The sequence below is a fragment of the Undibacterium sp. Ji22W genome (assembly GCF_049340305.1).
Classification (GTDB): domain Bacteria; phylum Pseudomonadota; class Gammaproteobacteria; order Burkholderiales; family Burkholderiaceae_D; genus Undibacterium.
In genome coordinates this window covers 451810-465398 of sequence record NZ_JBMPOU010000001.1, presented here as the reverse complement: position 1 = coordinate 465398, position 13589 = coordinate 451810, and the positions used below count along the sequence as shown (strand labels likewise).

11 protein-coding genes are annotated in these 13589 nt (G+C 46.6%); 3 read left to right on the top strand and 8 right to left on the bottom strand.

Annotated features, from left to right (window positions below):
• Positions 1–30 precede the first annotated feature (30 nt).
• The 6 genes from ACO0KW_RS01880 to ACO0KW_RS01855 form a co-directional block, all read right to left on the bottom strand.
• A complete protein-coding gene (locus tag ACO0KW_RS01880) occupies positions 31–1008 on the bottom strand; it encodes an FAD:protein FMN transferase (RefSeq protein ID WP_423050080.1) in 978 nt (325 codons plus the stop codon).
• Positions 968–2104 (bottom strand): DUF3570 domain-containing protein, encoded by a 1137-nt coding sequence (locus tag ACO0KW_RS01875; RefSeq protein ID WP_423050078.1) that lies wholly within the window; start codon positions 2102–2104, stop codon positions 968–970. Before ACO0KW_RS01875 ends, ACO0KW_RS01880 begins: the two co-directional genes overlap by 41 nt.
• A gap of 50 nt (positions 2105–2154) precedes the next feature.
• Positions 2155–2379 carry a DUF4266 domain-containing protein gene (locus tag ACO0KW_RS01870; protein ID WP_423050076.1) on the bottom strand — a complete coding sequence of 75 codons (225 nt, stop codon included), beginning with the start codon at positions 2377–2379 and terminating at the stop codon, positions 2155–2157.
• A gap of 308 nt (positions 2380–2687) precedes the next feature.
• Positions 2688–3140: a GNAT family N-acetyltransferase gene (locus tag ACO0KW_RS01865; RefSeq protein ID WP_423050074.1), complete on the bottom strand. Its 453-nt coding sequence runs from the start codon at positions 3138–3140 to the stop codon at positions 2688–2690.
• A gap of 32 nt (positions 3141–3172) precedes the next feature.
• Positions 3173–3988: a LytR/AlgR family response regulator transcription factor gene (locus ACO0KW_RS01860; protein WP_423050072.1), complete on the bottom strand. Its 816-nt coding sequence runs from the start codon at positions 3986–3988 to the stop codon at positions 3173–3175.
• 15 nt (positions 3989–4003) lie between these two features.
• Positions 4004–5140: a sensor histidine kinase gene (locus ACO0KW_RS01855; protein ID WP_423050070.1), complete on the bottom strand. Its 1137-nt coding sequence runs from the start codon at positions 5138–5140 to the stop codon at positions 4004–4006.
• A gap of 413 nt (positions 5141–5553) precedes the next feature.
• Here ACO0KW_RS01855 and waaA point away from each other — a divergent pair, with 413 nt between their 5' ends.
• The 3 genes from waaA to ACO0KW_RS01840 all read left to right on the top strand — a co-directional run bounded on the left by waaA (position 5554) and on the right by ACO0KW_RS01840 (position 10100).
• Complete coding sequence (gene waaA / locus ACO0KW_RS01850; protein ID WP_423050068.1) at positions 5554–6855, top strand: lipid IV(A) 3-deoxy-D-manno-octulosonic acid transferase; 1302 nt, start codon at positions 5554–5556, stop codon at positions 6853–6855.
• A 54-nt stretch (positions 6856–6909) separates the two neighbouring features.
• Positions 6910–7806 (top strand): DUF2785 domain-containing protein, encoded by an 897-nt coding sequence (locus tag ACO0KW_RS01845; protein ID WP_423050066.1) that lies wholly within the window; start codon positions 6910–6912, stop codon positions 7804–7806.
• A gap of 98 nt (positions 7807–7904) precedes the next feature.
• Positions 7905–10100, top strand: a complete 2196-nt coding sequence (locus ACO0KW_RS01840) for a DPP IV N-terminal domain-containing protein (protein WP_423050064.1) — start codon at positions 7905–7907, stop codon at positions 10098–10100.
• Between the two features lie 133 nt (positions 10101–10233).
• Here the strand turns inward: ACO0KW_RS01840 and ACO0KW_RS01835 are convergent, their stop codons facing one another.
• Positions 10234–11967 (bottom strand): MFS transporter, encoded by a 1734-nt coding sequence (locus tag ACO0KW_RS01835; protein WP_423050062.1) that lies wholly within the window; start codon positions 11965–11967, stop codon positions 10234–10236.
• Between the two features lie 673 nt (positions 11968–12640).
• Complete coding sequence (locus ACO0KW_RS01830) at positions 12641–13582, bottom strand: ornithine cyclodeaminase family protein (RefSeq protein WP_423050061.1); 942 nt, start codon at positions 13580–13582, stop codon at positions 12641–12643.
• Positions 13583–13589: the final 7 nt, after the last annotated feature.

The following is a 13589-nucleotide window of genomic DNA, read 5'->3' as shown; positions in this document are numbered from 1 at the left end:
GTGTTGTTGCGCAACACGCCGATGTAGTGACTAATGATTTTTATGCAGCTGTCCTGTATGGTCAATCGCCAAGTAATCCACTCCCGCTTGATGTAAGAAGTCCAAGCAGTTTTCCTGCTTCAACATACCGATTGTAGTACAGCTGCCAGCCATTGTGGTCAAAGGCGCTATCACAGTGATGGAACGCCAATGCTCAACTGGCCAACCCGTGCGTGGATGAACTATATGGCAATAACGACGTCCGTCTAACTCGAAAAAACGCTGATAATCACCACTCGTAGCCAAGCCACCACGTTCTATAGCAATGCTTGCGATGATTTGGTCGGTGCAACGGGGATCTTGTATCCCAATTTGCCAAGCTTGCTGATCTGGCTTGGGACCCAGCACACGAATATCGCCACCCAAGTTGACATACCCACATCTAACTTGTTGCGCTTGCAAGACCACAGCGGCTTTATCGGCAGCATACTCTTTACCAAAGCCACCAAAATCCAGCTCCATTCCCTGTCTCGGTAAATAGATCTGCTGATCCTGACGTTCAAGCGAGGACCAATCGATCAAACTGCACAATTCCACCAAAGTCTGCTCTGTTGGCAAAGTCGCATGTGAAAAATTCCACGCACGGCGCAAGACTCCCGCAGTAATATCAAACAGACCGCCGCTCGATCGATACAAAGTATCGGCATACTCGAGCAACGTCCAGGTTTCGGCATCGCAGTCAATAGGTTTTTTCCCAGCGGCTTGGTTGATCACACCAATCACACTTTCTGGTCGGTAGCGGGAATACTTAGCTTCAATTCTTCGTACTTCGGCGATTGCCAACTGTGCACTGTTCTGTGCACTTTGTTGTAATTCATGCTGTGCATCGTGTGATGTCTGAGTAACTTCGTAGCCAATCACAATTTCGCAACGACACGCCATCGCACTGAAGGAAAATCTAAAAATCTGCATCACACTATACGCCGTTTCAAAACTGTCGAGAAACGCCAACTTGCGCGCTGCGCGCATAAAATGACTGTAAGCCAGCACTTCCGGCACCAAACCATTTTAGCGAAGCTGCTTGCTTGTATTGTTCCATCTTAAAATCAACTGACCAGTCCTGATCGATTTGCTTACTGACTTTCACACCATAGGTAAAAGCGCCAAACGCTGACACCCGATGGTCTTCCGAGAAATAAGGTGCTTTATCAGGAGGATTGGGGGGAAACGGATAGTCTTCGGGCCCGGCATCGACATAAAATTCTGCCGCAGTCTGGCTATACAGCCGGAGCGTAGGAGTGATCGTCCATCCTTGCACGAATGTCTGTACATACTCTGCGCTCAAGGTGTGGGCTTTGATGTTCCAATTATCCGCATAATAACGGTAGCTCCATCGCATTGAGCTAGAAAGGGACTCTAGGTGATGATTCCAACGTACGGTCAGGGTATGGTTATTCCGATCACGAGGCCGCTGATCAAATACTTTGTAGGGATCGGAAAAATAGCCCGCGCCATGTGAAAAGCCCAAATTAAATTGGACAATATCATCCGTACTGAGCACCTGCGACACACTGAATAAAACATCGAGCAAAGTCTTCTTTTCCTGTCGCACGATATGATTCACAGGATTGATATCATCATTGCTAGCACCAAATGCCGCGCTCAATACAGTATTTCTGTCAGCACTGGAATAATTCGTCTGGAAAGACAATCCCTTCGATTCATAGTCCGCTTCATGCGAATAATTTGCTGCTAGGCTAACGCTGCTATTCTCGAAATAGCGGGTAAGATCGAGATCCCCCGCATTCCGTCTATCGCGCATCTTCTTCAATCCTGCACTATGATAAACCGGCGAAGCCCCAGAAATACCATCGGTAACGATCGATGAGCCTAAAGCCCATTCACCTGCAATCGGCACCACTAATTTTAGGGCAGTCGCCTTGACTCGTATCCTGTCTGCGCTGGTCTGGTAATCAAAATAATCGAGGTATTTCAAGGCAAGCACACCGCGCTCTGGCGGCTCATCAGCGAGCGCGACATCGCAAACGAATAAGGATAGTGAAGCGGTCAACAGAGCTGACGCCACAGTGTCACGCGGAGAAGAGTCGGAATTGGATAACATCATGATTTTCGAAAGCGGGTCTCAATAAGAAAATGTGTTGCACGAATTTACACTCAGTTACAACCACATCCCCCACCACCAACGCTACTTCCCCCAGTCGCGGCTTCCTTACTAAAATAAATATGATCGACAAATTTAGCTTCTAAAGGATCGCGATCAAATTTCATTTCTTGTCGCGCCAACTTCCCTTTATCCCAAGCCTGCACCTGATTGATAGAGGCACACCCTGACAGCAGAGCGATCACGAATAGTCCGGACAACATTTTAAGAAGGTTCACTTTTTTCTTTCAGATGCTATTGCGTCAAATTTCTCCATCTTATGTTAACAGCTTTCGCCTTCACTCAAAACATAAAGTTGGCTAAACTCATCGAAAATTCAATATGGAAGCCACAGAGTCAAATTCAAACTGCAGCCGCCTAAAGTTAAAGAACGACGTGGGTAAAATTTCTGCATTCGCCGGATATTTCATCGTCAAACATAACAAAAATTCATAATTTATTGAACATCATTCAATGCTGCAGGAAGTAAAAAAACCGGCTACAGGAGCCGGCTTTTTTATATCATCTTCAATGCCATAACATGGCATCAACGCAAGAGCATTTCTATATGTGGGATATCATCTTCCAGATACATGTCTGAATCAGTAACAAAACCAAATGATTGGTAGAATTGTTCCAAATATTGTTGCGCGCCGATACGTATTGCTGCGCCCGGATAGGCAGCTTGGCAGGCGGCTATTCCTTTGATGAGCAGTTGTTTACCAATGCCAGTGCCCCGGGCAAACTTGCTAGTAATAACTCGGCCAACAGATGCCTCTTGAAATTTCAAACCCGGCGGGACGATCCGCAAATACGCTGCCAATTGCTGATCATCTGTCCAGGCGATCAAATGCTGGCAAGCCAAATCGGCACCGTCAGGGTCGAGATAGGGACAATTTTGCTCAACCACAAAGACCTCCGCTCTTGCTTGCAAGATGGCATACAGTTGAATTGTTGTCAGGATAGAAAATGAACAGCATTGCCAGGTAATATTTTGCATCACGGGTACCGAGTAAGAGAGAAACAGTGATTTTACATTTGCTTGAACAAATGCGCGTATACCCGGCTCACTTGCAATTTTTGATTGCTTCCTTTTAATTGCACCGAGAGTTTGCCAGTTTCGTCGCGCGTAGCAAATTGCAAATAACGAGAATTAATAATGTAACTACGATGAATTTGCCAAAAAATCTGTGGATCCAGCTGCGGCAATAATTCGCGCAGGCTCATACGAATCAGACTCGCCTGCTCGGCACACACAACGTTAATGTATTTGTCGGTCGCCTCAAAATACAAAACATCTTCGACCGGTATCATGCGGATCTGGTTGCCAACGGCAGCACGAATCATCGTCAGACGTTCGCTCGCAGGATAAAGATTCGCAAACATCCTCGGCGCGATACCACGCAACTGCGCGATCATCGTATCTAATTCACCCGAAGTAGACAATGAGGAATTCTGCTCTTTGAGCTTGCTTTGCAAACGTTGTACCGTCTTCGCTAAACGCACGTCGCTAATCGGTTTTAAAACATAATCACAGGCTTCATGTTCGAACGCCTGTATCGCATATTCGTCGTAGGCAGTAACGAATACGATCAATGGAAAGGCTTTGTCCGCAGGCCACTCTTCCGCCAATTCTTCCGCAACTTCTAAGCCAGTTTTCCCTGGCATTTTGATGTCTAAAAAAATCACATCGGGCATCAACTTAAGTGCTTGATTCACAGCGACTACGCCATTTTCTGCGATCTCTAAAATCTGTAACTCTGGCCACAATTTTTCCAGCGTTTTTTGTAAGGTGATTGCCAGAATGTTTTCATCCTCAGCTATCAGTGCGCGGATTGTCTGCATCATTTTCCTTCTATGGAATTAAATAGTCGTGACTGGAATACATAAATGTGCAATCACCCCTTGGGGTAAATTGGCGCTCAAAGTAAAGGATGCCTGGTCACCATATAAAGCCAACAAGCGTTCTCGTACATTCGCATTTCCAACGTGACTTTGATGATGTTCTGCCCGATGATTTTCTTCGTAATCGTGTGGCAAACCCAAACCTGTATCGATAACTTTCAAATGCAAATAGCCAGTCTGAATTTGCGCTGAAACCTGAATATGCCCGCCGTCGACTTTAGGCTCAAGCCCGTGTTTGATTGCGTTTTCTACCAAAGGTTGCAACAACATCGGCGGCAATAAAAATCCTTCTAATTCTGCAGGAAGTTCAGTTTGATAAGTGAGACGTTTACCCATCCGAATTGAGAGTAATTCCAAATAAGCAGCTAATAAATCGAATTCATGTTTAAGTGTCGTTTTCTCATTGCGCGAGGAATTTAAACTAGCACGCAAATAGCGAATCAATTGCTCCAACATGTATTGCGCACGTGCAGGGTCAATCGCTATTAAGCCCTGTAAGTTTGCGAGCGTATTAAATAACATGTGCGGTTCTATCTGTGCCTGCAAAAGTTGCAACTGGGCTTGCATGGCTTGGCGTTCGATTGCGGCACTGCGGGCTTTTTCTTTTTCTTGCTCTGCTTCCAGCTCAGCCAATTTTGATTGATTCCAGAAAAAAACGCCGCCAAATAAACTGATAAACATACTCATAATGACGAGGATGCCTTCACCATTTTTGAGCACACTGAGAAAGCTCGGTGCTTTTAAACCATAGATCAGCAACCCTATATTGCCACCAATCAGATAACCGATCGGCGCGGCCGCCATGCACACGACGAAGAAGGCAATTCGATGTGGTTTCTGCTGACGCCAGATTATCCAACGCATCGCGGCAATCACCAAATTAATGCTACAGCCGATCAACATCGAGAATACCCAATTGACCATGAAGCTTTGCCGAGTTTGCATCACGATGGTAATGAACAACGCTACTAGCGTATTAAAAATTGTCAGCCATACTAAAGACTTGCCACCTCGCCATGCCGCGTCAAACAAAAACCGAGGATGCATCGTCGTTTGATTGGCATTTTCCTTTTGTGCTGCCGGAGTATTTTTCATCTTATTCTATTGAGAAGTCTTGGATCTGAGATTGAGGATTAACTTTTCATGTTGCCTAAATTAAAACATCTCAATTAAGCAATGAAATCGACGAAACAAAGATTAACGCAAACCACATTCACCTAGTACATTTAGCGACAAGCGTGAAAGTTTTGAGCGCCAGCCTAGCGAAATCCAGCGCGAACAGCGCTCTATTTTTCGTATCGAGGATCAGGTTCTGGTAGCATTTTGGCACACGCGAGCATCGGTCACCATATAAAACGTCGCCTGATTTATCTGAAAATTCACTTCAACCATCTAAAATTGTCGTCGAACAATCGCTCAAAACGACCATAAACACCAGGCTTTTGAGGTATATTCAGCACCTGTTTCATAACTCAGCGGAAGCATGTAACTTCTGCATAAAGTCCTTAATGCGTCTTCTTTACTCTCTGGCCTGGTCCCTCGCGTTGCCTTTTGTTATTTTACGTCTATGGCTACGCGGCAAACAAGAACCCGGCTATCGCCAGCATATTGCTGAACGCTTAGGTTGGTATCCACTATCTCGAGCTCAAACCAAAGCACAAGCAACAATCTGGGTTCATGCAGTATCGGCTGGTGAAACGCGTGCCGCCGAACCTATCGTGCGCGCCCTGCTCAAAGCGTATCCCGAGCACCGTATTTTATTGACACACATGACACCAACCGGCCGCAGCACAGGCCAAAGTCTGTTTGCCAACGTCGCCGATCGCGTCACACAAGCGTTTTTGCCTTACGACATCAATTGGATGATACGGCGATTTTTGCGCCATTTTTCACCAACCATTTGCATCTTGATTGAGACCGAAGTCTGGCCAAATTTAATCGCTCAATGTAATGCCGCAAACATTCCGGTAACACTAGTCAATGCTCGTTTATCTGAACGTTCTTTACGCAAAGCGCAACGTTTATCTGCATTGATGTTACCCGCAGCGCAGGCGATCGATTATGTGGCAGCACAATCCGGACCAGACGCCGAGCGCCTTCTTGCGCTTGGTGTACGCAATCTGTGTATCACGGGAAATATGAAGTTTGATGTTTCACCACCGCCTTTGATGGCCGAACGCGGTGCAAAATTGCGTGCTTATTTTGGCGAGCGTCCGGTCTTTATTTGTGCCAGCACCCGCGAAGGCGAAGAACCTTTAATTTTGGAGGCATTTACACAGCTCAAGCTACCTCGCGCATTGCTGATCATCACACCGCGCCATCCACAACGTTTTGATCAAGTCGCCGCGATGCTAGATCAATTGCAGTTGCGTTTTGTGCGTCGCTCGACGCTGGATCTGGATCAGGATGAATTGCCAATTCCAGCTGACACCCAAGTGTTTTTAGGTGACAGCATGGGTGAAATGTATATGTATTACGCTGCCAGCGACTTGGCTTTTGTTGGTGGCAGCCTGGTCAGTTTAGGCGGTCACAATCTGATTGAAGCCTTTGCCATGCGTCGTCCAGTGTTAACTGGTCCACACACTTTTAATTTTTCTGAAATTACCGAGCAAGCAATCGCCGCGCACTGTGCACAACGTGCCAGCGACGCCCACGATGTCATGCAACGTGCTCAAATTTTACTCGATGATGTCGCTACCAGAAATCAAATGGGCGCGCAGGCGCATGCGTTTTTCTTACAACACCAAGGTGCGACAGATAGAACCATGCAGGCAATAGCGCCCTTCATATCATCGCAACATCAAGATTAAAATCGCGGTCCAGCATGCTGTGGATCACGCGGAACATCTGCCGACGGGGGAAATATGCACAAATTATTCTATTCATGTATCGCCGCTGTACTAATCGGCGTCGGATCTCCCGCGCTTGCGGCTTGTCCACCAACTGCTTATTCGATCGCAGGTTTACATGCGCTCAAAACAAGTCAATGGCAAATCGCGGACCCACAACAGCGACAGCAAATGGCATTAGCACTCATTGACTGTCTGGCAGACGCGAACCCTGTACTACGCGATGACATTGCATTTGAAGCCTTGTCGTTCTGGATGCGTGGAGAGCAACTTACTACTGCAACGATACAGACAATGCGTCAGCAATTACTGAATCAAATCCGCATGCCCGTTCCTAGCAAGGATCCGGGTTTTGCGACCCCATTCGCGGCCTTAGTACTTGCCGAAATTGCCCGGATTGACCGCCGTAAAGCTTTTATGAGCGACGAACAACGCGCAGATATGGTGAATGCGGCCGCTGAATACTTGTCTGCTGTGCGCGATTTTCGTGGCTTTGATGAACATGCAGGTTGGCGTCATGGAGTCGCACATGGTGCCGACTGGATGCTGCAGCTATCGCTCAACCCTGCATTAAATCAACAACAGCACCTGCAAATTCTGAATGCTTTAGCACCACAAATACGCAATGACCAACACTTCTATCATTATGGCGAGAGCGAACGATTGATGGCTCCAGTGTTTTATCTCGGCCTACGTTCTGGTTTATCATCAGAGGAATGGGAGACCTGGTTTAACAGCCTCTTCACCACTTCACTCGACCTCAAAATAACCACGCAAGCAAGTTTGGCGCGCAAACACAATCTGACTGCATTTTTATATGCTCTCTATGTCAATTTACAAGAAAGTTCAGCAACGGCGGTCAAGGAAAAACTCTTGCTGCAGGTGATTAAGTCTTTGAAAAAATTGAACTAATTACGGACAATAGCGTCTTAAATCGTCAGTATTTTGACCGATAAAAATTTTATTTTGCATTATCCAACTATCAAGAAAAATCATTTGGAGGATCATCCATGAAACGCACTATTCCCTTGAATGCCATCTCACTCGCCCTAGTAGCAGGATTCGCGACCAGCAGTGCAGCTTACGCTGGCGATGGCAAATTGACTTTAGAAATGCTGTATCACCCAGAACAACGTGTGAATTTTAACGCGGCACCGATGACGCGTTTATCTTGGGATAATCAAAATCGTCTAATCGAATCCAAAGTCAACAAAGGCGCAGCAGAACTCTTCGTGGTGAACCCTGCGTCGTGGGACAAAACGGCCTTACCAGCTGACGGCAATGTCCTGAACATTTTGAAAACCGCCAAAATCGATGACAAAGAAGTTGGCAAGCTTGCTGACCAATTGAGCGCAAGAATTAAACCAGAAACTAAGAGCTACATTTTTACCTACAAGAACGATATCTGGCTATTGGATTTAAACGCAGGCAAAGCCCGCGCTTTGACCAATACGCCGAATGAGAAAGAAGATGAAGCGCTGTTATCACCGGATGCGAAAACCGTTGCCTACTTAAAGGGCAATGACATGTACGCGACTGATGTCGCGACCGCTAAAGAAAAACGCTTGACGACTGGCGGTAGTGAAACGATTTTCAATGGTCGCCTCGACTGGGTGTATCAAGAAGAAGTCTATGGACGTGGCGATTTCCGAGCGTTCCGCTGGGCGCCAGATTCTAAAAAATTGGCGTTCTTAAGTTTTGATGAAACCAAAGTACCGGTCTACACTTTGAGCGGCGAACATGCGCAGCCAGTCAAAACAGACCGCACACGCTATCCTAAAGCTGGTGACTTCAACCCAATTACCAAACTCGGTGTAGTCGATTTAAACGGCAAAATCAGTTGGACGCAAGATCCTTACGCGGGCAAAGAAACATTGATCGTACAAGTAGACTGGACTCCTGATGGCAAGTTGATGGCGGCTTGGCAAGATCGCGTACAAACTTGGTTAGACCTGCGTATTTACGATGCCAAACTCAACAGCAAAGCGGTCGTTAAGGAAACTAGCCCAGCCTGGACCGAGCGTTTACCTCTGCCACACTTCTTGAAAGATGGCAGCTTTATTTGGGAATCAAGCCGTACCGGTCATCATCATTTATATCTTTACGATAAAAATTTCCAGTTAGTGAAAGCGGTCACACAAGGCGACTGGGATGTGCGAACTGTACACGGGGTCGATGAAACCAAAGGTCGCGTATTATTTGCAGCCAACGAACGCAATCCAATCGGCAACGATGAATATAGTGTGAATCTCGACGGCAGCAATTTCAAGCGTCTGACCGAAGACAAAGGTAGCCACATGGTGCGTTGGAATAAGACCTTCACGCACTACGTCGACACCTGGAGCAGCATGACGCAAACGCCGAAGCAAGCCTTATTTACCGATGCGGGCGTGTTAGTAAAACTGGTCGATGACGCAGGCGTTCCAGCCAAAGTGCAAGAGCTGCAATTGGCCACCATGAAGCATCAACAGGTCAAATCACGCAATGGCTTTTTGATGGAAAGCGTGATGTTCCTGCCCCCAAATTTTGATGCGACCAAGAAATACCCTGTCTACCAACATCTGTATGCTGGCCCTATGGCACCACAAGTACGCGATGCATGGAATGCTAATCTGTACTACCACTTCCTCGCGCAGCAAGGTTATATCGTGTGGATCATGGATAACCAAAGCGCGAGTAATAAGGGCGTTTCCAGCGCTTGGCCTATTCATAAAAAACTCGGACAGTTAGAACTGCAAGATCAGTTGGATGGTTTAGATTGGTTGCGTCAACAAGGCTTTGCAGACATGGATAGAATTTCTTTGAATGGTTGGAGCTATGGCGGCTACTTCACGTCGTACGCAATGACGCACAGCAAAGCCTGGAAGATCGGTTTCGTCGGTGCACCAGTGACCGATTGGCGTTTCTATGACAGCATCTACACCGAACGCTACATGGGCTTGCCTCAGGAGAATGCCGAAGGCTACGATAAAGGTTCTAGCCTGAAAGCAGCAAAAGATTTAAGCGGCAAGATCTTGATCATGCACGGCACGATGGACGACAATGTACATCCACAAAATACTGTGATGTTCATCGACGCTTTGGCAAAAGGCAACAAGGAATACAGCTTGCAACTATATCCGGGTCAAGGTCATGGCGTTGCGGATGCATGGCAAAACTGGTCATTGCAAAAAGCCAAATGGAAATTCCTGCAGGAAAATTTGTAAGCCTCACTGAGGCAATATTTACTAGAGTCTACGATGGTGTGCTTTAGCTAAAACAAAAAAACCGACAAGCAGAACTTGTCGGTTTTTTTATGTACTTAGGTAGGCAAATGCAATCGTCAATATTTTCCAAATTTTATGTATTTCCACTTGCAGGTTCTTGCTTTCGATGACGTTGCAACCAACGATCAAATACCAACAATGCGATGGCGGTCGTGATTCCAATCAGTGTAAATAGATACCACATCCAAACCGGGCGATTCATCTCTTTCGCGATCGCCGTATACGCCCAGCCCGACAAGAGTCCGGCAAACAAATTTCCCAAGGCCATCGAAACAAAATAGTAGCCCATATACATTGCGGTCTTACTCTTAGGTGCAATCGCTGCGACATACTCCTGACTTTTAGGCGAAGCAATCATTTCCCCCAATGAAAATACCACGACGCCGATGATTACCGTACTGCCACCAAGTGCAATTCCGGCGCCCCACCCGCACAGGGCAATCCCGCTGCTAAGGACCAACGTCCCGAACACCAGGATCGGCAACGCACGCCAGCGTTGAATATACGCACTGATCACAATCTGACAAACAACAATCAATCCAAAGCCGATATTCACGATGTACTCAGGATTCACTTGGCGATATTGGGCAGCCCATTGTTCTGCTAAAGTCTGTGGCATTGCTGCGCCCTGTTGCAGCGCAAGCAAACCTGTCGCGAGAGCATCATCAGGCACCATCACTTTGTAGTTCACCAACTCAAACGATAATTTCTTTAACGCAGTCGCGTCCATCCCCGCATGGTATTTTTGCGCCAGTGCTGGCAGTGCACCACTCAATTGTTCGAGATTCACCCCCGCTAAAAATTCCACAAAAGACGGCGTGTACGTTTGCATCGCATGCACCACATCTTTGGTATCAACAAAATCACGAATGAACACCGGTAGTGTGGTAAATAATTGGAAGTACACAACCCAAAAACCAGTCAAGATCAAGAGGTATAAAACGAAGGGAACATTCCCTACTTTCACTGCTTGCAAATACCAGCTTACGGTCTGCGTATGCGATGCCGATGATTTTTTGATCAACACACTCCAGCCCCAATTCAGCACTAACCAAGCAGCAACGCCGAGCAAATAATAGGAGAACGCAATTCCCATGCGCGTTGTCACCATTAGGGCGATAATCGCTGGTATAACGATCAATGCCAAGCGTCCATTTCCCAATACTTCTTGCGCCTCTAACAGGACCAACTTCAGACTACGTTGATCTTTACTTGCATCATGCGTGGGCTCTTTGTAGAAGAACAATGCGGGAATAAAATTCAATGCGATCCAAAATGCCGACATCACAAATACCAAATCCCAACTGATCGCACGCACATAGCCCGCAACGAAAGGACCGATAAATCCGCCCACATTCACCATCGTATAAAACACGCCAAAGCCTAAACCGCGATTAGTATCATCAGTAGAGCGTCCTATCGTGCCAACGACGACCGGCTTAAAACATGCAGCACCAACTGCGACTGCAAAAAAGACGATAAAAAATGTCCAAAACTGATGCACTTGTCCAAGCAAATAATACGAGGGACACATAATGGCAAAGGCGATCAGAAACATACGACGATATCCAAATCGATCGGCAAGTGCGCCAGTGATCACCGGCAGCAGGTAAAGCAAGAAGGGGATCATGCCTTGCAGGAATCCACGTTCTTTGTCGGTGAAGCCTAATCCGCCTTGCGCAGTTGGACTGGTGATGTAGAGAGAGGACAGAGTGAAAAAGCCGTACCAGGCGAGACGTTCGAAGATCTCCATGGTATTGGCGACGTAGAAGGCGCGGTGGAAGGGATTGCGTTTTATTTCATTCATTTGTGTCTCTTGGTTTTTAGTGTTTTTTTGGTGCTTATTTGTTGGTGCTTATTTGCTTATACGGAAAATTTTACGTTCTCCGGTCGGGTGTGGCCCGACAGCCAAGCACCTTTTTTGCCTCGCTAAAAAAGGTCCTCCAAAAAAGGCGACCGTAGACTCGCCCCTTCGGGGTGCTTACGCTACGCTTCAGCATAATTTGTGCATCACAAAAAATGGGAAAGTGTTGAAACTCGCCTTCGGCTCAAACAGCAACACTTTCTTATCCATTTTCTGTGACGCACAAATTACATCGTCTCAAACGGGGGTAGGTCAAAAGCAAAATCAACGACCTACAACTGATATAAGAAAAATGCATGTCCATCGGTATTGATTGTGTTGCTGTTGCTGTTGCCGTTGTTGGCTCTGAGGCTGTTCCACTTCTGACACTGCCAATTGTGCACGACAGAAAATGTATAAAGAAAGCCTTGCTGTTTGAGCCGTAGGCGAGTTTCAAGGCTTTCCCATTTTTTGTCTTGCACAATTGGGAAGCCGAAGGCCAGTGGCAGCGTGGTCGCCTTTTTTGGGTTACCTTTTTTGGCGAAGCAAAAAAGCTAACTGGCTGTCGGCCCCCCCCCCCGACCTACAGACCCCAAATCAAAAAAACAGACTATTTCAATGCACAACACAATCCAAACTAAACAACACTATCCAACACCAATTTAGCACAAATCAAATCACTCAAAGCGGTCCCCACAGATTTAAACAAAGTAATCTCCTCAGCATCACGACGAGAAGATCTTCCTACCCGACACAACTCCGCCAAATCCCCTTTCACATCACCAGGCGCAAACCTACGCTCACTGATCGGGATCAACAACTCCCCTGCTTCCCTCAATACATTCTGACGGTAATCAACATAGACAGATGATTTACAAACTAATTCCGTATCACATTCACGTCTGTCCTGACTATGATTCCCGAGCAAATCGACATAACATCCAGCTGCCACGTCTTTGCCAAATAATAGGGGTTCAGCAGCTCCGGTCGCGCTGACGATAATATCGACCTGGCCAGCAGTTGCGCCGACATCACTAGTCGTACTAAAACCGATATGCGGATACATATTACGCAGTGTTTGCAATAAGGACTGAACTTTATCTGAACGACGCCCCCATACAACCACATGAGAAATTGCATGTTCGGATATATGCGCTTTGATGATGGGTAGTGCGAGATTACCAGTTCCCAGTAATAGCATACGCATAGATTCCGGGCGTGCCAGATAACGACTTGCCAGCGCCGACACCGCTGCGGTACGCCAATAGGTAACACTAGTACCATCGATCATCGCTAAGGGTGTTCCATCTTTACGACTAAATAGCAAAATTTTTGAAAATAAGGTCGGCAAAGATTGCTGACCATTATCGGGAAAATAAGTGAAGGCTTTCACACCAACCACATCTTCATTCCAGGCGGGAAGCACCGCAAACCCATCGTGATTAGAAGGATCTTCCGAGAGCGAAAAAACCTGCCGTTGCGGCATACCGAAGTCTTGTCGAAAACCAGCATCTAAGGCATTGATCAGTGCCGGAAAATCTAAGGCCTGATTGACTTGGGTAGCATCGATAATTTTCATATTAACT

What these genes read in the sequence shown, in the direction of transcription:
- ACO0KW_RS01880 (WP_423050080.1), bottom strand. Translation starts at nt 1,008, where the DNA reads ATGCGCGCAGCGCGCAAGTTGGCGTTTCTCGACAGTTTTGAAACGGCG.
- ACO0KW_RS01875 (WP_423050078.1), bottom strand. Translation starts at nt 2,104, where the DNA reads ATGATGTTATCCAATTCCGACTCTTCTCCGCGTGACACTGTGGCGTCA.
- ACO0KW_RS01865 (WP_423050074.1), bottom strand. Translation starts at nt 3,140, where the DNA reads ATGCAAAATATTACCTGGCAATGCTGTTCATTTTCTATCCTGACAACA.
- ACO0KW_RS01860 (WP_423050072.1), bottom strand. Translation starts at nt 3,988, where the DNA reads ATGATGCAGACAATCCGCGCACTGATAGCTGAGGATGAAAACATTCTG.
- ACO0KW_RS01855 (WP_423050070.1), bottom strand. Translation starts at nt 5,140, where the DNA reads ATGAAAAATACTCCGGCAGCACAAAAGGAAAATGCCAATCAAACGACG.
- waaA (WP_423050068.1), top strand. Translation starts at nt 5,554, where the DNA reads ATGCGTCTTCTTTACTCTCTGGCCTGGTCCCTCGCGTTGCCTTTTGTT.
- ACO0KW_RS01845 (WP_423050066.1), top strand. Translation starts at nt 6,910, where the DNA reads ATGCACAAATTATTCTATTCATGTATCGCCGCTGTACTAATCGGCGTC.
- ACO0KW_RS01840 (WP_423050064.1), top strand. Translation starts at nt 7,905, where the DNA reads ATGAAACGCACTATTCCCTTGAATGCCATCTCACTCGCCCTAGTAGCA.
- ACO0KW_RS01835 (WP_423050062.1), bottom strand. Translation starts at nt 11,967, where the DNA reads ATGAATGAAATAAAACGCAATCCCTTCCACCGCGCCTTCTACGTCGCC.
- ACO0KW_RS01830 (WP_423050061.1), bottom strand. Translation starts at nt 13,582, where the DNA reads ATGAAAATTATCGATGCTACCCAAGTCAATCAGGCCTTAGATTTTCCG.